General features: G+C 69.8%; 20 protein-coding genes. 4 read left to right on the top strand and 16 right to left on the bottom strand.

All coding sequences use genetic code 11. The features are described from left to right. Nucleotides 1-57 precede the first annotated feature (57 nt). A complete protein-coding gene (locus Pflav_RS05770) occupies nt 58-1749 on the top strand; it encodes a Na+/H+ antiporter (protein WP_415624308.1) in 1692 nt (563 codons plus the stop codon). On the opposite strand, the gene Pflav_RS05765 is transcribed toward Pflav_RS05770, so the two are convergent. Further along, entirely contained in the window at nt 1639-2610 is a 972-nt protein-coding gene (locus Pflav_RS05765) for a glycosyltransferase (RefSeq protein ID WP_232071011.1), read from the bottom strand. The two genes, Pflav_RS05770 and Pflav_RS05765, sit on opposite strands and share 111 nt — an antisense overlap. Before the next feature lie 399 nt (nt 2611-3009). Between Pflav_RS05765 and Pflav_RS05760 the strand changes: the two genes are divergently transcribed. After that, nucleotides 3010-3492 carry a BON domain-containing protein gene (locus Pflav_RS05760; RefSeq protein WP_173034328.1) on the top strand — a complete coding sequence of 161 codons (483 nt, stop codon included), beginning with the start codon at nt 3010-3012 and terminating at the stop codon, nt 3490-3492. A 516-nt stretch (nt 3493-4008) separates the two neighbouring features. On the opposite strand, the gene Pflav_RS05755 is transcribed toward Pflav_RS05760, so the two are convergent. From Pflav_RS05755 to Pflav_RS48525, 15 genes are all read right to left on the bottom strand, one after another. Further along, nucleotides 4009-4833, bottom strand: a complete 825-nt coding sequence (locus tag Pflav_RS05755) for an SDR family NAD(P)-dependent oxidoreductase (protein WP_232071010.1) — start codon at nt 4831-4833, stop codon at nt 4009-4011. Nucleotides 4834-4898: 65 nt separating this feature from the next. Next, nucleotides 4899-5693, bottom strand: a complete 795-nt coding sequence (locus Pflav_RS05750; protein ID WP_232072634.1) for a FadR/GntR family transcriptional regulator — start codon at nt 5691-5693, stop codon at nt 4899-4901. A gap of 54 nt (nt 5694-5747) precedes the next feature. Continuing rightward, nucleotides 5748-7139, bottom strand: coding sequence for a dihydroxy-acid dehydratase (locus Pflav_RS05745; RefSeq protein WP_197938919.1), 1392 nt, complete (start codon nt 7137-7139; stop codon nt 5748-5750). Then, nucleotides 7028-7414, bottom strand: coding sequence for a dihydroxy-acid dehydratase domain-containing protein (locus tag Pflav_RS47170; RefSeq protein WP_197937996.1), 387 nt, complete (start codon nt 7412-7414; stop codon nt 7028-7030). Before Pflav_RS47170 ends, Pflav_RS05745 begins: the two co-directional genes overlap by 112 nt. After that, nucleotides 7411-8337 carry a peptidyl-alpha-hydroxyglycine alpha-amidating lyase family protein gene (locus Pflav_RS05740; protein ID WP_173034324.1) on the bottom strand — a complete coding sequence of 309 codons (927 nt, stop codon included), beginning with the start codon at nt 8335-8337 and terminating at the stop codon, nt 7411-7413. The genes Pflav_RS47170 and Pflav_RS05740 overlap by 4 nt, the downstream gene beginning before the upstream one ends. Further along, on the bottom strand, nt 8334-9779 hold the full coding sequence (locus tag Pflav_RS05735) for an aldehyde dehydrogenase family protein (protein ID WP_232071009.1): 1446 nt from the start codon (nt 9777-9779) through the stop codon (nt 8334-8336). The genes Pflav_RS05740 and Pflav_RS05735 overlap by 4 nt, the downstream gene beginning before the upstream one ends. Before the next feature lie 7 nt (nt 9780-9786). Next, nucleotides 9787-11244 (bottom strand): NAD-dependent succinate-semialdehyde dehydrogenase, encoded by a 1458-nt coding sequence (locus tag Pflav_RS05730; RefSeq protein WP_173034320.1) that lies wholly within the window; start codon nt 11242-11244, stop codon nt 9787-9789. A 9-nt stretch (nt 11245-11253) separates the two neighbouring features. Next, the gene (locus tag Pflav_RS05725; protein WP_173034318.1) at nt 11254-11763 is read right to left on the bottom strand and encodes a nuclear transport factor 2 family protein; all 510 of its coding nucleotides are present in this window, start codon (nt 11761-11763) and stop codon (nt 11254-11256) included. A gap of 86 nt (nt 11764-11849) precedes the next feature. After that, a complete protein-coding gene (locus tag Pflav_RS05720) occupies nt 11850-12926 on the bottom strand; it encodes a flavin-containing monooxygenase (RefSeq protein ID WP_197937994.1) in 1077 nt (358 codons plus the stop codon). Beyond that, nucleotides 12926-13342, bottom strand: coding sequence for a nuclear transport factor 2 family protein (locus Pflav_RS05715; protein WP_173034317.1), 417 nt, complete (start codon nt 13340-13342; stop codon nt 12926-12928). The genes Pflav_RS05720 and Pflav_RS05715 overlap by 1 nt, the downstream gene beginning before the upstream one ends. Nucleotides 13343-13350: 8 nt before the next feature. Next, complete coding sequence (locus Pflav_RS05710) at nt 13351-14529, bottom strand: sugar ABC transporter permease (RefSeq protein ID WP_173034316.1); 1179 nt, start codon at nt 14527-14529, stop codon at nt 13351-13353. Further along, nucleotides 14526-15281: an ATP-binding cassette domain-containing protein gene (locus Pflav_RS05705; protein ID WP_173034315.1), complete on the bottom strand. Its 756-nt coding sequence runs from the start codon at nt 15279-15281 to the stop codon at nt 14526-14528. The genes Pflav_RS05710 and Pflav_RS05705 overlap by 4 nt, the downstream gene beginning before the upstream one ends. A gap of 146 nt (nt 15282-15427) precedes the next feature. Continuing rightward, nucleotides 15428-16576 carry a substrate-binding domain-containing protein gene (locus Pflav_RS05700; RefSeq protein ID WP_173034314.1) on the bottom strand — a complete coding sequence of 383 codons (1149 nt, stop codon included), beginning with the start codon at nt 16574-16576 and terminating at the stop codon, nt 15428-15430. Nucleotides 16577-16849: 273 nt separating this feature from the next. Next, complete coding sequence (locus tag Pflav_RS05695) at nt 16850-17635, bottom strand: alpha/beta fold hydrolase (protein ID WP_173034313.1); 786 nt, start codon at nt 17633-17635, stop codon at nt 16850-16852. After that, nucleotides 17566-17949 carry a phosphotransferase gene (locus tag Pflav_RS48525; RefSeq protein WP_415624307.1) on the bottom strand — a complete coding sequence of 128 codons (384 nt, stop codon included), beginning with the start codon at nt 17947-17949 and terminating at the stop codon, nt 17566-17568. Before Pflav_RS48525 ends, Pflav_RS05695 begins: the two co-directional genes overlap by 70 nt. Nucleotides 17950-18567: 618 nt before the next feature. On the opposite strand from Pflav_RS48525, the gene Pflav_RS05685 reads away from it, so the two are divergent. Both Pflav_RS05685 and Pflav_RS05680 read left to right on the top strand, forming a co-directional pair. Next, nucleotides 18568-18951: an SUKH-4 family immunity protein gene (locus tag Pflav_RS05685; protein WP_173034312.1), complete on the top strand. Its 384-nt coding sequence runs from the start codon at nt 18568-18570 to the stop codon at nt 18949-18951. 177 nt (nt 18952-19128) lie between these two features. Further along, on the top strand, nt 19129-19353 hold the full coding sequence (locus Pflav_RS05680) for a hypothetical protein (RefSeq protein WP_173034311.1): 225 nt from the start codon (nt 19129-19131) through the stop codon (nt 19351-19353). Nucleotides 19354-19391 lie beyond the last annotated feature (38 nt).

The following is a 19391-nucleotide window of genomic DNA, read 5'->3' as shown; positions in this document are numbered from 1 at the left end:
GGACGCCGACCAGCCGTCCGGGCGAGGCGGGCGTCGTCAGTCGGGAGAATGGGCGTGGTGAGCGTCGAGTCGATTCTGGTTTTCGTCCTTGCCGCAGTCGCGGTAGTCGTCGTGGTGCGGTGGGTCGCCGATCGGATCGGCTTGCCGGCCGCGGCGCTGCTGCCGATCGTCGGCATCGCATACGCGCTGCTGCCAGGGCCGAATGTGGCGCTCGACCCGGACATCATCCTGACGTTCGTGCTGCCACCGCTGCTTTACAGCGCCGCTCTGGACTCCTCGTTGCTGGCGATTCGCCGCCACCTGCGCACCGTGGTGAGCCTCTCCGTGGTCCTGGTCCTGCTCACCGCGCTCGTGATCGGCTTCGGCTTCGCATGGTTCGTCGCCGGCGCGACTCTGGCCGCGGGAATCGCGGTCGGGGCGGCGGCCGCGCCGCCCGATCCGGTGGCCGCGCTGGCGGTCGGGCGCAGGGTGGGGCTGCCTCCCAAGCTCCTCACCCTCATCCAGGGTGAGGGGCTGTTGAACGACGCCACCGCCCTGACGATCCTGAGCGTCGCCGTCACGGCGGCCACCGGTGCCGGCTTCTCGTTCCCTTCGGCGCTCGGCCTGTTCCTGTTCGCGGCGGCGGGCGGGATCGCCGTGGGTGTGCTGGTCGCGTTCGCTGTCCGTCTGCTGTCTCGGCCATTGAGCGGTGATCCGCTGATGGTCAACGCCGTCTCGCTGGCCACTCCGTTCGCCGCCTTCCTGATTGCGGAGCGGATCCACGTCTCCGGGGTGCTGGCTGTGGTCGTCGCGGGGCTGATCGTCGGACACCAGCGGCCGCGGTCGACATCGGGCGCGAGCCGGCTGCAGACAAGCGCCGTCTGGCGGTTGGTCGATTTCCTGCTCGAAGGCTTCGTGTTCCTGCTGATAGGTCAACAACTACCCGCGGTCGTACGTGGGCTCGCGAAGTACGACACCTCCACGATCGTCATCGCGGTCGCGATCTCGGTCGGCGTCGTGCTGCTTCTGCGGCCGCTGTGGCTCATACTGACCCAGTCCCTGCCCCGTTCGCTGCACACCTGGCTCGGCAACGAAGGAACGGACGCGGACGACACCGACGGCGACCAGACGCCACCGGAACGGCCGGAGGAGCACCGGAACCAGCGGCTCAACGGCCGCGAGGTCGTCGCCATGACCTGGTCGGGCACCCGAGGCGTGATCAGCCTCGCGGCCATCTTCACCCTCCCGCTGACCACCGACAGCGGAGCCCCGTTTCCGGATCGCGACCTGCTGCTGTTCTGCACATTCGTCGTCGTGCTCGTCACCCTGGTCGGTCAGGGCCTGACCTTCGCGCCGATCGTCCGGGGCCTCGGGCTGCGCGCGAACGAGACCGACCAGGCCCGTCAGCGCAACGAGGCACGTTCGGCCTCCGTCGAGGCCGCACTCGCCACACTCGACGAGCTGGAGGCTCAGCAACACGACGACATCCAGGCCGACGTGATCGACACGATGCGCCGGCAGCTGCGCGCCCGCCTGGCCCGCTACCAGGGCCGACTCGACCAGCTCCGCGAAGCCGACTCCACCGAGTTGCCGGTGTCGCCGCGCTACGAGGCCGCGTTGCACGTCCGCCGCGTGGCCATCGGCGCCCAACGCGAAGAACTACTGCGCTGGCGCGATGCCGGCCGCCTCTCCGACGACGGCCTCCGCACTCTGGAACGCGAACTCGACCACGAGGAACGACTCCTGCCCGACCGGCCGGCACGCCGCTGACCGTGCATCACGCCGGCGCCGGCTCGGGTGCTGCCGGGAGGCTGGTACGGGACGCGCGGGACGGCATCGGCCGGCGCACCGCCGCGAAGAGCCGTGCCAGAGCGGCCGACCGGCCGCCGGTGGCCGTAACCGTGGCGATGGCGGCGGCACCCCATCGACCCAGCTGTTCCAGCTCGGCCGGTCGCCGGGGTCCAGCCGATCGTGGGCGACCGCCAGGTCCAGCAGCGACCCGGCGATCTCCCGGCACATGTCCGGCTTATACCTGAACCGGCTGGCGATGACGCCCAGCTGGCAGACCGTCGCGGTGCCGCCGGCCACAGCGATCGAGATGTTGAGATGTGACTCGACGCCGAAGTGGGCCGGCAGCACCCCGCCGAGGTAGCGACGGCGGATCGCCCGATATCCGGTAAGGGAGTTCGCGCCCAACGCGCCAACTTCCGGGAAGAACTCGGCCACCAACGGCTCGTAGATGGTGAATGTGCTGCTCAGGATAGTCCCCACGTCCGCGTACTCGTAGTCGCCCACGACGTGGTCGGCGGTGCCGGACATGGCGGCCCGGCGCAACATCGCCGGCACGTTGACGTCGGACGAGACCAGGTCCGCGTCCAGAAAGCAGAGCCAGGGTGACGTGCTCGCCGCGATCGCCACCGCCATGGCCGCTCCCTTGCCGCGCGGCCCGCGGAGCACCTCCGCCCCCGCCGCCACCGCCCGCCGCGCCGTGGCGTCGCTCGACGCGCTGTCCACCACGAGAACCCGGTCGCCCGGCTGTGCGGCCGCACACGCCTGGCGGACGATAGTGGCGATGTTCTCTTCCTCGTTACGGGCGGGAATCACGAACGTGAACACAGACCGTGCCTCCATAGACATAGCGAATCGCGGGGATCCAGGAAATACCGGGCACAAGTCAGGGCGCAGGGTCTCATCCCCTGTAATCGCCTCAGCGATCATCGGTCGGTGGCGGCACACTCGGCGGCGGCGGACTGACCCTGCGCGTCCGCGATCCCAGCGAGGTCCGGGCCGATGATCGCACCAGGAGCCTACGCCACCGGTACGTGGCCGCCGATCGTGTGCAGCCGATGAGTTGCTTGGTGCGCCGGGACCGGAGATCTGCCGGTGTCCGGCGCCGTGAGCGAGGAAGCCGGTCTGGCCGAAGATGACGGCCCGGGTATCCGGCGGCGGCCAGCCGCCACCACGATTTGACAAAACACCGCCGGACGGTGGCCCTGGCGCATTTCCCGGCGGGGGTCCATCGTTAGCCTCATGGCGCAGACCCCGCAGGGGACGGACCGGAACCTTCAAGCGGGCATCGCTGACCTGCTGAAGCGCATGGCGGGCGAGACAGCGCACGTCGGCGTCTCGGTCCGGGGCGGGATGGTGCTGCTCTTCGGCGAAGTGGGCAGCGCCGCCGAACGCCTGGAGACCAGGCGGGCGGCGATGAGCGTGTTCGGTGTGCGCGGGGTCGCGGACGAGATGGTGGTACGCGAGCCGGGCAAGCCCGGCGCCTCCGACGCCGACCTCACCAAACTCGCCAACCGGCTGCTGGCCACGGACGCCGCAGTCCCGGCCGGTGCCGTCCGGGCCGGCGTGCGTGGCTCCGTGCTCACGCTCTCGGGCGCGGTGGCCGTGACCGGGCAGCGGGAGGCCGCTGCACGCGCGGTCCGAAACCTCCCGGGCATCGTCGGTCTCTGCAACGACATCCGCGTCGCCAGGCCGGCGACAGATGACGGTCGGCGGTCGAGCTGACGACATCGCCGTGGGGCAGCACCGGTCCGGAGCGAGTCCGGGTGCGATCGACCGGCATACCTGCTGGAACTGGTCTAGGCACCGCAGGAGCGGTTACCGGGTCGAGCGCGGTCGGCGGCAGATCTGGGTACCGTCCGCCCGAGCCGCGCCACCCGGTCGTGACGGTGGTCCGCGTCAATAAAGGCCGGTGCTCCGTCCCGTGGCAAGCCACCTTCGCCAACTCGTCCGAGTCACCCTCTGCTCCGGATCGTCAGAAAGGTCCACGAGGAACCGGACGCGCAACCGCGCAACCGGGTCGATGACATCGACCAAAGGCGCAAGCGTCCTGCGCAGCAGAGCATCGGGGATATGCACGACGAGGCCGGCGTATAGGCAGTCCTTGCATCGGTATGGGCGCCGGACCGCAGCCGCGACCAGCTCGGTCAGGTCCATCAGCACCCCGTCGGGGACGCCCTCGGCGGCGAACCGCTCCAGGACCGCGGCCTTTGTCGACCGCCGGACGGCAGGGGTGAATGATCAGTCCGTGGGTTGGGTAGCCCAGGCGAGCACGTCTTCCGGGGAGGCGTCGGCGCCGAGGTCGGCCCGCCGCAATGTGGTGATCTGGTGGATGCTCCAGGCACCTCCGGCAGCCTTGAGAACGTATCCGGTGAAGGGGCAATCGCGGGACGCGAGTACGGCAACACCTGGGGCCACCGAAGCGGGAGTGAGTTCCTGCGGCTGCACGGCGCGCCGGAAGATTCGGGTGGCAGCCACCGGACAGATCGCGTTGACCAGAATCCCGTGTACTCGGCCCTCGCCAGCCAGAGCGTTCATAAGGCCGAACTGAGCCCCCTTGCTCACGCTGTAGGCGGCGACGTCAGCGCCGTCGATCGTGCGCAGCCCATAGTCGGAGATGGTCAGCACGATCCTGCCGTAGGCCTGCGCCCGCATCAACGGCCATACCGCCCGGCACAGCCACCACGCGGAATCGGCGTTGATCGCCATGGTTCTGTCGTATTCCTCTACCGGGGCGTCGCCGATGCCGTGGTAGCGGACGATACCCGCGTTGTGGATCAAGGCATCGACGCGTCCGTACTCGGCAAGGACATCATCGATCAGTCCCTCGCAGCCCGATCGGGTGGCCAGATTCTGCATGTGCGCGGAGGCACGACCGCCGGCGTCGACGATCGCGTCGCGAACCGCGCGGGCGACGGCCGGGTCGGTGCCGCTACCGTCGCGGTCCACGCCCGCGTCATGCACGGCAACGTGTGCCCCACGCGCGGCCAGGAGCCTGGCATAGGCCTCACCCAGGCCCCGCCCCGCTCCCGTCACCAGCACGACCTGTCCCTTGACGGCAATCACGCCTCGAGCATGCCAGCCAACATCCGGTCATCGACAGAAGTGGATGCTGAGGATCCCCGGGCTCGTCACGTTGCGTGGCGCGGGGGTAGCGACGTCCCCAGGACTTCCCCGGATCCGAACATCTCGGTGCGATGCTGCTGGGCGTCGAGGTAGACGTTGCTGAGGTGGCGGTGCATCGCGTGGCGGGCGGCCTCTGGGTCGCGGCGGAGGATCGCGTCGACAAGGGCGCGGTGTTCCTCGACCGCCTGCGCCTCGCGATCGGGCAGCTCGACGGTCAGCTCGCGGCTCTTGCGGGCCAGCACGCCCAGGCTCGCGACGACGCCGACGAGCAGGTCGTTGTGTGATGCCTCGATGATGCTGCGGTGCAGGATCACGTCCGCCGCCAAGCGGGTGTCGCGGTCGAGGCCGACATCGCTGATGGGCTTGAACGCGTCCTGGATGGCGGCGAGGTCGCCGGGGGTGGCACGGGCGGCGGCGAGCTGGGCCGCGTAGGGCTCCAGCACGATCCGCACCTCGTAGAGCTGGTCGAACGCGGGCTCGGTCAGCTCCAGTGCGAACCACAGCGGGGCCAGGAGTGTGGACAGGTCCAGCGAGGCGACGAAGATGCCGGAGCCGTGCCGGACGTCGAGGATGTTCATGGCGGCGAGGGCCTGGATTGCTTCGCGCACCGTCGGGCGGCTCAGGCCGAGGGCCTCGGCCAGCTCTCGCTCGGTGGGCAGGCGCTCGCCGGCCTTGAGCTTGCCACCGCGGATCAGGTCCTGGATGCCAGCAACCGCCTCAGCGGTGGCACCGCGGCGGGTGACCCGGGCGAACTTCGCTGCTTTGTCGGGCCCGTCGGCGTCACGAGGGTTTCGCGTCACGGTCAACGGGGACGCTCCTTGTCGGCAGGCGCGTTGGGATCGAAAACCAGCATTTTACAGGAAGTCAAGATCAGCACCTGCATCGGCCTGAGTGACGTGTTCCGCGAAGAGTCGGCGCCAGCCGCGCGGCGGTGGCACCGGTGGTTGCCACCGTGCCTTTCGGGCGGCGAGCTCCGCCGGGTCGACCAGCAGGTCGAGCCGGCCGGCGTGGGCGTCGAGCTCGACCAGGTCGCCGTCGGCCACGAGGCCCAGCGGCCCACCCGCCGCTGCCTCCGGGCTGACGTGGAGGACCACCGTGCCGTAGCCGGTGCCGCTCATCCGGGCATCGGAGATCCGTACCATGTCGCGCACGCCAGCCGCGGCGAGCCGGCGTGGGATCGGGATCAGACCGGCCTCGGGCATCCCCGCGGCGACCGGGCCGGCGTTCCGCAGTATCAGCACGTGGTCCTCGGTCACGGCGAGGGTCTCGTCGTCGAGCCGGCGTTCCAGGTCCTGCGGCCCGTCGAACACGACCGCCGGGCCGCGGTGGCGCAGCAGCGACGCCGTGGCCGCGGAGGTCTTCAGCACGGCGCCGTCGGGGGCGAGCGATCCGGTCAGCACCGCGAGGCCGTCGGCCGGCTTCAGCGGGTCCTCGACGGTCCGGATCGTGCGCTGCCACGGCTGCGGCGCCGGCGTGCGGGCCAGCAGGTCGCCGAGCGGTTCACCGGTGATGCCCACTGTGGACAGGTCGAGCAGCGGCTCGAGCGCCTTCATCAGGACCGGTACGCCCCCGGCCCGGTCCATGTCCTCCAGGTAGCCGTCACCGGCCGGTTTGCAGTCGACCAGCACGGGCGTGGTCCGGGAGACGTCGGCGAAGTCGTGCAGCGACAGCGGTACGCCGACGCGCCTGGCGAGCGCGAGCAGGTGTATCACCGCGTTCGTGGAACCGCCGAGGGCGCACAGTACGACGAGCGCGTTGCGGAAGGCAGCCGGCGTGAGTACCTCTCTCGGGGTGGTGGCCAAAGTGGTGGCGAGCTGTCCGGTCAGCCGCCCGTGCCGCAGTCGGGCGCCCGACGGGGCCGGGTGGGTGGCACCACCGGGCGCCATCAGCCCGAGCGTCTCGACGAGGCAGGCCATTGTGGACGCGGTACCCATCACCGAGCAGGTACCGGCGGTCTGGCACAGTTCGTCGCGTACGTCGGCGATCTCGGTGTCGTCGAGCCGACCGGCCCGGTGTTCGCTCCAGTACCGGCGGCAGTCGGTGCAGGCGCCGAGCCGTTTGCCGTGCCACGAGCCGGTCAGCATCGGCCCGGCGACCGTGAACGCCGCCGGCACGCCGGCTGACGCGGCGGCCATTAGCTGGGCCGGTACCGTCTTGTCGCAGCCGCCGACGAAGACGACCGCGTCCATCGGCTGGGCGCGGACGAGTTCCTCGGCTTCCATCGCCGCCAGGTTGCGCAGCAGCATCGACGTCGGTGCCAGGAAGATCTCGCCAAGGGGGTCACCGGGAACGCCATCGCGATCCCGCCGGCGGCCTCGACTCCCCGCCGTACCCGCTCGACCAGCTCGGGCATCTGCCGGTGACAGGTGACGTAGTCGGAGATGGTGTGTGCGATGCCGACCACCGGTCGGTCCCAGTCGTCCTCGCCATAGCCGGCCGACGCGAGGAACGCCTGCCGCAGGTACCGGCTGAATCCCCGGTCGCCGTAGGACGTAAGGCCGTGCGCGAAGCCGGTGGTCATGTGGTCAGCTCCCACTTCTTGAGGCTGACCGGCTCGGTGCCCGGCCAGTCGATATGGAGGGTGTCGCGGGCCCAGGTGCGGGCGACCTCGGCCACGTAGAGGTTGCCGGCCGAGTCGAGCGCGATGCTGTGCGGCGCGACGAACTCGTCCGCGCCGTACCCCGGGCGGCTGGCGCCGACAGTGCCGACCCGCCGGCCGTCACCGGTCAGGATGCGCACCCGGCTGCCCAGGTCGGGCAGGCCGTGATAGGCCGGCGCCGGTCCCAGCTCGGCGAGGTAGACGAGGCCGGCCCGGACGGTGATGGCACAGGGCCGGAAGGCGTGCCACTGCGCGACGAACGCGCCGTCGACGGTGAAGATCTGTAGGCGGAAGTTCTCCCGGTCGCAGACGATCAGGTGTTCCTCGTCGAGGAAGGCGAGGTTGTGCGGGACATAGAACTGGCCGGGGTCACCGCCCGGCGTTCCCCAGGACAGGATGTGCCGCCCTGTCCGGTCGAAGCGGTGGACGCTGGAGTTGCCGTAGCCGTCGGAGACGAACACGTCGCCGGTCGGCTCGTGGATCGCGATGTCGGTCGGGCAGTTGAACGGCTGGCCCGAATGCGGCTCGGCCGGAGTGCCACCGAGGCGCAGGAGCAGCTCACCGTCGAGGGCGCGCTGCTGCACGGTGTGGCCGCCGCGGCCGTCGACAAGCCACAGGTTGTCGTCGCGGTCGACGGTGACGGCGTGGGGCCGGGCGAACTCACCCGTCCCCCACGCCGCGGTCAGCGCACCCGACCGGTCGAACACGGTCACCGGGACGGGGCCGCGGTTGAACACGACCACCTCATCACGGGAGGTGACCGCGACCGCGTTGGCGTCGCCGTGGAAGGTGACGCCGGTGTCGAGGAATCCTCGCCAGCCGGTGGCGGGTGCGTAGCCGGTCACCGGAACGCGATCGGCCGGGCCGCGTTGATCCACACGCACTTGGACTTCAGGTACTGCTCGAGGCCCTCGGCGCCGTTCTCCACGCCCAGGCCGCTCATCTTGTACCCGCCGAACGGCACCGCCTTGTCGTAGTTGCCGTAGGTGTTGACCCATACCATGCCGGACTCCAGCCGCGGCGCCAGCCAGTGCACCTTCGTGACGTCGCTGGTCCACACGCCGGCCGCGAGCCCATAGCGGGTGGCGTTGGCGGCCGGCAGGACCTCGTCGATGTCGTCGAACGGCATGGCGGCGAGCACCGGGCCGAAGATCTCCTCGCGGGCGATGGTCATCGCGGCGCCGACCTCGCCGAAGACGGTCGGTGGCAGGAAGTACCCGGGTCCGGGGTCGCGGCTACCACCGCTGAGCAGGCGGGCACCCTCGGCCACGCCGGTGTCGATAAAGGACAGTACCTTGGCGAGCTGCTCGCTGGAGACGAGCGGCCCCAGCACGGTCGACTCGTCCGTCGGGTCGCCGACTTCCAATGCACGGCCGTACTCGACCACCCTGGCCAGAAACTCGTCGTAGACCTTGCGCTCCACGAACAGGCGGGTGCCGGCCGCGCAGAACTGGCCGGACAGCAGATACGCGCCCATCGCCGCCCCAGCCACCGCGGCGTCGAGGTCGGCGTCGGCGAAGACGATGTCCGGCGACTTCCCGCCCAGCTCCAGGGTCAGGCGTTTCATGTTGCCGGCGGAGGCGCGGATGATGGCCTGGCCGGTCTCCACCGAACCGGTGAACGAGATCTTGTCGACGCCGGGGTGCGCGGAGAGCGCGGCGCCGGCGTCGCCGAACCCGGTCAGCACATTGACGACGCCGTCCGGGATACCGGCCTCGACGCATAGCTCGGCGACCCGGACCGCGCTCAGCGGCGACTGCTCCGCGGGCTTGAGCACGACCGTGCAGCCGGCCGCGAGTGCCGGCCCGATCTTCCCGATCATCGTGTTGACCGGGTTGTTCCACGGGATTATCGCGCCGACGACACCGACCGGCTCCTTGAGGGTGTACGAGAACATGTCCCGGGAGACGGAGTTCTCGATGGTGCTGCCGCGCACGGTGCGGGCACCGGCGGCGTAGGCGAGCATCGCGTTGGCCGCGCCGAGGACGTTGCCGCGGGAGCGGGCGATCGGCACACCGACGTCGACGGTGTCGAGCAGTGCCAACTCTTCGGCGTTCTCCTCGATGAGTCCGGCCAGGCGTTGCAGTACCTTCTGCCGCGCGAGCGGGCTGGCGTCGCGCCAGGTCCCTTCGAACGCCGCACGGGCGGCGGCGACCGCCGTGTCGACGTCCTCGGCGCCGGCGCGGGCCACCTGACCGGCCTGTTCGCCGGTCGTCGGGTTGATGCTGGCAAACGTGTCTCCGGAGGCGGCCGGCCGGAACTGGCCGCCGATCAACAGCTCTCCCACCACGGGGTCATCTCCTCGTTTGGCTGACATCGGCGACCAGGACGTACTTGTGTTCGAGGTACTCGTCGATGCCGAGTGACCCGCCTTCACGGCCGTAGCCGGATTCCTTCATGCCCCCGAACGGGACGTTGGCGGCGCTGATGATGCCGGTGTTGGCGCCGACGACGCCGTACTCGAGCTGTTCGGCGACCCGCAACAGCCGCGCGTAGTCACGGGTATGGAAGTACGCGGACAGCCCGTACACGGAGTCGTTGGCGAGCCGGATCGCTTCCTCCTCGCTGTCGAAAGCGGTGACCCCGGCGACCGGGCCGAACGTCTCCTCGGTCCAGATCCGCATCTCCGGGCTGATCCCGTCGAGCACCGTCGGCGCGTAGAAGGAGCCTTCCGCGAACGCGCCATCGGTCAGGCGGGTTCCGCCGGCGAGCAGCCGCGCCCCCTTGTCGACCGCGTCCCGGACGTGCGCGTCGACCTTCTCCACCGCCTTGGCGTCGATGAGCGGTCCAATCTCGACACCGGGTTCGGTGCCGCGTCCCACGGTCAGCGCCGCGGTCCGGGTGGCGAGCATGGCGAGCACCTGCTCGTAGACGGGTCGCTGGACATACACCCGGTTGGCGCAGACGCAGGTCTGGCCGGCGTTGCGGAACTTCGACGCCATGATGCCGTCGACCGCCTGGTCCAAATCGGCGTCGGCGAATACGACGTACGGCGCGTGCCCGCCGAGCTCCAACGAGACCCGCTTGACCTGGTCGGCGGACATCCGGATGAGGTGTTTGCCGACCTCGGTCGAGCCGGTGAACGACACTTTCCGCACCCGCTGGTCGGCGAAGATGGCCGCCGAGAACGGTCGCGGGTCGGCGAGCGTGACGAGGTTCGCCACCCCGGGTGGGGTGCCGGCGTCGGTGACGGCCGCCAGCAGCGCTGCGGCGGTCAGCGGGGTTGCTTCGGCTGGCTTGACGATGCTGGTACAGCCCGCCGCCATCGCCGGGGCGAGCTTGCGGGCGACCAGCGCGGCCGGGAAGTTCCACGGCGTGATCGCCGCGGCGACCCCGACCGGCTGCGGCAGCACGAGCACCCGGTTGGCCGCGTTCATCGCGGGTACGACCTGGCCGTAGGCGCGTTCGGCCTCGCCGGCGAACCAGTCGAAGAAGCTTGCCGCGTACTCGACCTCGCCGCGCGACTCGGCCAGTGGCTTGCCCTGTTCGGCCGTCATTGTCGCGGCGATCTGCTCGGCCCGCTCCCGCACGACAGCCGCCGCCCGGCGCAGGATCTTCGACCGGTCCACGGCCGCGGTGGCCCGCCAGCCGGGCAATGCCGCCGCGGCCGCGTCGACCGCGCGGCGGACGTCGACTTCGCTTCCGGCGGCGGCGGATCCCACCGTCGCACCGGTGGCCGGGTCGCAGACGTCGAACCGGCCGCCGCCGTCCGCCTCGACCCATTCACCGTCAATCAGCAAACGCGCGTGCACCCGGGCCTCCTAACCGTGGTACGACACGTCGTCACGGCCACGGATCGGGGTCACGAACGTGCCCTCCTCGCTGGCCGGGACCGGGAACATTTCTGTTCCGGCGACATTCGCCCGGCTCCACTCCTGTACTGTCCGCCGGGTCACCACACCCCATTCGCCGGCACGGCGCTCCCAGCGGTCGACGTACCGGCCGCAGAACGCGTCGATGTACCCGGTGCCGTCCTCGGCTCGGCCGACCCAGGTGACGAAGTACGCCTCGGAGTAGGCGACGTCGCCGTCGACGTCCACGAGGATGTTGCCGAGCATGTGGACGGTGAACGTGGTGTCGGCCTCGTTGGTGGGTACGAAGTGGTCGCAGAATTCCCAAGCGTTGGTGCCGAACGCGGTGCCGTCGGCGTGGAAGATGCTCTTCATCAGGTCCGCGTCGCAGCGGTCGACACCACGGCAGTACCGCATCAGGTGGTCGCGGATCGCCTGCTTGTCGAGCAGATCCCGCAGCTCGCGGGGAAGGTCGTTCATGGGTCAGCCTTTCTCGGTCTTGGCACGCTTGAGCGCGGCGGCGACCGCCTTCGCTTCGATGCCGAACTCGCGGAACAGACCAGTCGTCACGGCGCGCATACCGACGAAATGCAGTCGGGGCGCGTTCGGGCGGTGTCGCCGCCGTACACGATCGGGTGGCCTTTCTTGGGCCCGACGAGCCCGAGGTGCCCGACGAGCGGCTCCAGCCCGGGGCGGTAGCCGATGCAGCAGACCACGACGTCCGCGTCCAGTCGCTGCCCGTCGGCGAGCACGACCTCGTGCCCCTCCAGGCTCTTCGTCTCCGGTACCGGCGTGACCCGGCCGGCCTTGACCTGCTTGACGAGGCCGAGGTCGATGATCGGGATGACCTCGTCGCGGACCATCTGGGTACCGATGCTGCGCGGCGCCGGCGGAAATCCGTACCGGGTCATGTCGCCGATCGTGCGGCGCTGGATGGTGGCCGCGATCCAGTCGCCGAGCCGGGGCCCGACCCGCAGTCTCTCCATGACGACGCCGAGCACCGGCGGGGGCAGCGGACGGTCGCGGGAAATAATGTTCGGCGGGGTGCGGTAGGACAGCCAGACGGTACGGGCACCGCCCTCGGCGAGATCTGTGGCGATCTCCGCGCCCGAGTTGCCCGGGCCGACGACAAGGACGTTCTTGCCGCGGTACGGCGTGGGGTTCTTGTAGTCGGCGGCGCGAACGAACTCGCCCTGGAAGGTGTCGCGGCCCGGCCAGCTGGGCTCGATCGGGACGCGGTTGTAGCCGGTGGCGACGACCACCGCCCAGGCGTGGACCGGCCCCTGCGAGGTCTCCAGCCGCCACCCGCCGGGCGCGGCGTCGATGCGGGTCACGTCGACGCCGGTACGCACGTCGAGCCCGAAGTGCGCGACGTAGGTCTCCATGTGGGACACGACGCCGCCGCGCGAGACCCACTTGCCTTCGCTCCTCGGAAACGGCAGCCCGGGAAGGTTCGACATCCAACGCACCGTGTGCAGGTGCAGCCGGTCGTAGTGGCCGCGCCACGAGGAGGCGACGTCGGCGGCACGTTCGAAGACGACCGGCTGGAAGCCCGCTTGCTTGACCATCGCGGCGGCGGCGAGCCCGCCCGGTCCGGCGCCGATGACCGCGACCTCGACGGTGACGCTTCTGGTGGCGCCCATCAGTAGCACACCGCCCCGAAGTGCGCGGTGTCCATGTACTCGCGGACGGCTCGGATCCGGTCACCGTCCACTTCGAACACTTCGACGTAGTGGTTGTGGTACGGGCGCCCGAGCGCGGTCCTCGTCCGGTACGTGAACTCCGCGGCGACGGTCGGACCGTCGCCGATCAGCCGCTCGACGGTCAGCACACCCGGGTAGTCGGGGTCGAACAGCTTTCCCGCCTCGGCGTGGAAGCCGGACACGACAGCTTCCCGTCCTATGTGGATGCCGGCGAGCGGCGAGTCACCCCATACGGTCCACGTCGCGTCCTCGGTGAAGACGCCGGTGAGGGCGGCGGTGTCGCCTAGCGCGGCGAAGAAGTCCATGACCACCCGTTGCGCGTCGGTCGCCGGGCTGGTCGGTGCCTGGATGTCCATGTGTCTCCTCAGGAATCCCGTTGCGCGCCTGATTTGCGGGAAATGGTGGAATCGATGGCGACCGCGGCCACGAGAACGAGGCCCTCGATGGTCCAGCGCATCTGGGTGCTGGCGTTGAGCAGGTACAGCCCGTTGGAGATGCTGCCGATCACCAGCGAGCCGAGCAGGGCGGCCCAGACGGTGCCCCGGCCGCCGAAGAGGCTGACCCCGCCGATGACGACGGCGGCGAGCGCTTCCAGGAGCAGGGTCAGGTCGGAGTTGGCCGAGGAGACGCCCAACTCGCGCGAGGCGGCCATGATGCCGGCGGTGGCGGCGAGGAACCCGCCGGTGGCGAACACGACGGTGGTCACCAACGGGACGGAGATGCCGGCCCGCCGGGCGCCTTCGGGGTTGCCGCCGATCGCGTAGATCTGTCGGCCGAGCGGAGTCTGGCTGGTGACGTACGCGATGCCAGCCATGAGGGCCAGGACGATGACGACCGGAGTCGGCACGCCCCGGTAGGCGTTGAACACGAAGATCAGCGGCACGAGACCGACGGCGGCGAGCGCGGCGGCCGGTATCACCGTGCTGCGCACCAGGTTCGACGGCATGCCTTCGCCGAGCCGGGCCCGGTGGTGGGCAAAGCGCATGCCGGCGAACAGCAGCACGACCGCGAGCAGGAGCACATAGCTGAGCCAGGCTGGTACGAACGTGTTGGCGATCTTCTCCAGCGGTGTGTCGGCGAGCGGGATGACCGAGGTCGCCGGCAGCAGCCAGAGCAGCACGGCGTTGAGCACGAACATCCCGCCGAGCGTCACCACGAACGCCGGGGCCCGGAAAACGTTGACCACGACCGCCTGTACGACACCGACGGCCGCCCCGGCGGCGAGCGCGACCACGATGGCGAGGCCGACGTTGAGGTTCGACTCGACCGACAGCTTCGCGGCGATACCGCCGCAGACCGCGGCCAGCGCCGCCAGGGACAGGTCGATCTGCCGGACCACCAGCAGTCCGACGAGCGCCAGCGCGACCGTGGCGAGCACGGCGATCTGGTTGGCGAGGTTGGTCAGGTTGCGGCTGCTCAGAAACAGCGAGCTCTGGGTGTTGAAGAAGATGGCGATGGCGACAAGCGAGATGATGATTGGTGCGGTGCGCCAGGGCCCCATCAGTGCGGTCGCGATCGTGCGCCGGCCATCGCGGAGGTTCACCGCTGCTCCCCCGCCGTCGCGCCGGTGATCGCGGAGACCAGGGTGTGCTCAGTCCATTCCGCGCCTGGCTTGTCGGCGACGGTCTCGCCGAGCCGCAGTACCACGATCCGGTCGGCGACCTTGAGGATGTCGACCAGGTCGTGCGAGATGAGGATGACCCCGCGGCCCTGGTCCCGCAGCCGGACGATCAGGTCGAGCACCTCGCGGCGCTGGGCGACGCCGAGTGCCGCGGTCGGCTCGTCGAGGATCACCACCTTGGGATCGCCGAGGATGGCCCGGCAGACGGCGACACACTGGCGCTGGCCGCCGGAGAGGTGTCCCATCGGCACGTCGACCCGCTGGATCCGGATGCCGACCGAGGCGAGCGCGTCGGCCGTCAGCCGTTCCATCCGCGGCCGGCGCACCCGGAAGCCCCGCCACCACGGCCCCCGGGGCTCGCGGCCGAGGAAGATGTTGTCGACCACGTCGAGGTTGTCGCAGAGCGCGAGGTCCTGGTAGACGGTCTGGATACCCAGCCGGGCCGCGTCGTTGGGGCTGCCGATCGAGACCGGCTCGCCGGCGAAGCGGACTTCGCCGCTGTCCGCACTGATCGAGCCGGACAGGATCTTGATGAGGGTGGACTTGCCAGCGCCGTTGTCGCCGGCGAGCGCGACCACCTCGCCGGACCGGACCGAGAAACTGGCCCGCTTGAGAGCGGTCACCGCGCCGTAACTCTTGGCGACGTCACGGACCTCAAGTAGAGATGCGTTCACCTATACCAACTTCTTCCTGATCTTTCTGGTCTTCCCGGTCTTTCGTCGTCTTCTGTCCAGGGCTTCCGCCCAGGCGGGGCGGGGTCTCCGGGCCCGCGGTGGTTTCGCACGGCAGACCCGGAGCGAGGCCGAAGGATCGGGACGGACTAGGAGGTACAGAAGGTGGTCTGGGCGGCGATTCCCTTGCAGATCTCGTCCTTCGTGAAGATCTTGTTGTCGACGATCTCCTGCTGGACGTTGTCCGGGGTGACCAGGTTCTCCTTGCCGAAGACCGTGGGCACCCCGTCCTTGACGAAGCCGTTGTCGAAGGTGCCGTTGACGACACCGGCGCTCTTCGCGTCCTGCCCCTTCAAAGCGGCGTCGAGGAGCTTGGCCACCGACTCGCCGAGTTGCACACCATCCGGGTGGAACGTGCCGACCTGGTCACCGACGAGCGTGCGCTGTACCGCCGTCAGCGAACCGTCGTGACCGCCGATCATCTTGACCTTGCCGTTGAGGCTCTGCGCCTTGAGCGCCGCCCAGATACCGTCGGATGTCGAGTCGTTCATCGCGAGCGTCACGTCGACCTGGTTGCCGGTCTTGGTCAGGCACTGCTCCATCGCCTTCTGCGCGACCGACGGGTCCCAGCCCGGCGTGTCGGCCTGGCACACGATCTCGATCTTGCCGTCGGCGACGAGCTTGTCGAGGGCCGGCTTGATGCCCTCCAGCCACAGGTCGTAGACCTTGAACGTCGGGTCGCCGTAGATCGCGGCCAGCTTGACCGGGGTGTGGCCGACCGACTTCTCGAGGTTGTCCGTGAGCCACTGCCCCCAGTGCTTGCCGACAGTGGTGAAGTCGACCCACACGTACGCGTACACCGGTCCGCCGTTGGGGTCGTTGAGGTAGCCGATCGCGGGGATCTTCGCGGCTGCGAGCTTGTTGAGCTCGGCGCCCGCCTGGGCGGGGTTGGGTGGGCTGACGATGACCGCCGACGCCTGCTGGGCGATCGCGGCCTCGACCTGGCTGAGCTGCTTCGACTGGTTGTTGTCGGCGCTCTGCGTGATGAACTCGACGTTCGGCATGAGCTTGGCGACCGCTTCCTGCACGGCCGGCATGTAGTACGTCGGCCACGCGGGCGTGGTCGAGTTCGGGACGAGGAAGAAGACCGGGCCGGTCGCGCCGTTGGCGCCCTCCGCCGCGGAATCCGATGGGCTGTCAGTGTTTCCACACGCGGCGACCGCCGCGACTAGCCCGACCACCAAACCTAATGCGATACGCCTTCCCCACTTCGGCCCGCAGACCGCGATGCTGACCATGCGTGCTCTCCTCAGTTCGGGTTCCCGCCCCGGGCGACGAGGGCGAGGGCCAGACCGTAAGCCCGAGTCCGAGCGATCATCAAGTGACCTGGCCAATTAATTTACCGTCTCGTGATTTTTGTGCAACGACACGTTACGGATTGCCCGGTAGCCGGGCACTTCAGCGCACCTTCGCGCAGCTGTCGATGAGAGGGGCGGGTGGCGCCGAGGATCTCTACCCGGCCGATTGGTCAGGTCATTGCGCGCCCGGCCGGGGGATGGGCGGGCGGCCGGCTACCGCTCCAGGCGGGTCAGGAACGCGCGGATCGCAGACGCCACCGGCAGCGGGTTGGTGAGGGCGGCGGCGTGCGCACCGGCGACCTGGACGACGTCAGCCGCCCCGGGCAGCCCGGCGGCGAGCAGCCGCGCCCGCTCCAACGGGATCGCGACGTCGCCGGTACCGTGCACGACGAGCGCCGGACAGCCGATCTCGGTGAGGCGACCGGTGACGTCCTCACGGGTGGCGAGCGCGCGGTACGGTTCGGCGAACAGCTCCTTCGGCCGCCGCCGCCACTTGCCGATCCAGTACGGATGGCGGACCGGATCGTCGATGATGTGCGCGGCCACCGGGCCGGCCAGCTCATCGACCGGACCGGATTCGAGCCAGCGCCGGCACATCTCGTCGTTCTCCGCGCGCTCCTCGGCGGTGAAGGCCCCCGCCTCGGTGTCGAGCAGCACGAGCCCACGGACTCGGTGCGGCGCGGTCAGCGCCACCCGCAGCGCCACGAACCCACCCTGGCTCATACCGCCGACAACCGCTCGCTCCACGCCCAGGTGGTCTAGCAGGGCGAGGCAGTCCCGAGCGGAGTCCCAGAACGTGAACGGGCGACCGTCGAACCGGGTTCGGCCGAACCCGCGCTGGTCCCACACCACGACCCGGGCCGCCGCACGCAGCTGCGCGGTGACCGGCGCGAACATCTCGTGGTCCATCAGGAAGCCGTGCGCCAGGATCAGCACCGGGCCGCTGCCACCGGTGTCCGTGTAGTAGATGGCCTGGCCATCGATGGCCGCATACGGCATGCGCGGATGCTACCGTCCAGGACACACCCCACGAATAGCCCGAATCGCCGAGCCAACACTGGCCAGGTGGCCAGGCCACTTGACCGCGCCCACGTCGCCTCATCCACGGATAACCGTTTCCGGAATGCCTGCCGTCCGTCGGCGGTCACCAACGTCCAGGCGATCGCCAGATCGCAGGCTGGGTCGCCGACGCCGCATGTCCCGAAGTCGATGACGGCGGCCAGCTGCCCGTCCTTGAGCAGCAGGTTTCCCTCGGCTACGCCTAAGACGATCAACGTCCATGGTGGCCCCAGGACACCGTCTTCCGGCCGCATGCCGAGCGCCGGCTACGGTGCACGCCGACACCACGGGCCGGCACGGGTCGTCGACGCCGCCGCAAGCCTGTCCCTCATCCTGGCCATCGTCCCGGCGCCCGAGCGCGCACGGACCGTAGAGGCGGTCGGGTTTACTCGCCTTGACATTGCTGCGCCGCCGTCGTCGCAGGTATTCCGAACGCAACTTCTGCTCCGCGATCAAGCATGCGTGCGCCAAACGGGTTGGCCAGTACCAGAGGGCGGTCCTTTCATGGAGCTTCGACAAAGGCGAGAACGCATGGGCGGGGATCCTCAATGCCGTACATGGGTGAGCCCCGGCCGTTGTTAGCCTGACCCCGTGATGGACATCGACGAGGCGCGGGCGGAGGTATCGCGGATATTCGACGCCCCTCTGGAGGCGCTGACCGAAGGTCGGCGCCTCTCAGTCGTCCCCGGCGTCCCCGAGGGAGAGTGGGACCTGCCCGCCCCCGACCGGGAGGCGCTGTGGTCCCACGGACTGCCGCCGGCCCGGGACGACTCGCTGTACGGGCTGGTCGCTGACTACCAGTCGGCCCGCGAGCCGGAGTTGGTGACCGACGGCTCCCGGCTCTACGGGATCGGGGGTTCGGCGAGGCCAGGGTGGCCGCGCGCGCGGGTTCGGGCGAGGTGCTGGCCGTGCCGACGTTCACATACGACGAAGTCCACCCGCAGCTCCAGCACATGTTTCCGGACGGCGTGCGCCCGGTCCTGCTGAACTCCAGCGTCGCGCGGTTGGTCGATTTCGCCTGGCGCTGGCACTGGCTCCTGCCCGTCTTGACCGCACAGCAGACGTGGGCTGGCGCAGAGGAGACCACCGCGTGGGGTAACGCGCGCACTCCGGAGGAGAAGGCGGCGCTACCGGACTTCTACGCGGAGATCAGGGAGCTGTGTGAGGAGGTCGTCGAGCGGTTTCGCCAGTTCGACGGCCCGGCCGTGTCCAATGAGGACAGCCCATGGCGCGAGGCCGTGATGGAGTACCTCTGACTCCGGCACCGCCGTACAGTGCGGAGAGCCGGGAGTACCAGTAGAGCATGCGGCGGTCGGGCGACCCGTCTCAGGCTGAGACGCGCTTCGGGCCTGGGCCGAGGTCTCATGTAGTCACCCGGAAAGCCGGTGCGTCATCAGGTTCGGCGCGACAAGGGAGTCCACATAGACGCGGCCATGTTGCGGACCCTCGCCGAGACGGCGGCCGGGATCGGCGCGCTGGCCACCCTGAGCATGACCGCCAACCTGCTTGCGCTGCGCGGCCTCGATCCGCGAGACGTGCCCGGTTGTGTTCGCGTGCGGGTCGAGTGGTGGAGCGCCAACGTGGGGACCGTCCTGCTGGTGAGCGCCGCGCTCACCCTGCTCGGCCTAGCCGGGATCGCCGCGACGGCGACGCTTTGAGGGCACGCCGAGCGGCGCTCCGCGCCGGCATCGCATCG

The sequence above is a fragment of the Phytohabitans flavus genome (genome assembly GCF_011764545.1).
Lineage (GTDB): Bacteria > Actinomycetota > Actinomycetes > Mycobacteriales > Micromonosporaceae > Phytohabitans > Phytohabitans flavus.
This window is presented reverse-complemented; position numbering and strand designations above follow the sequence as displayed.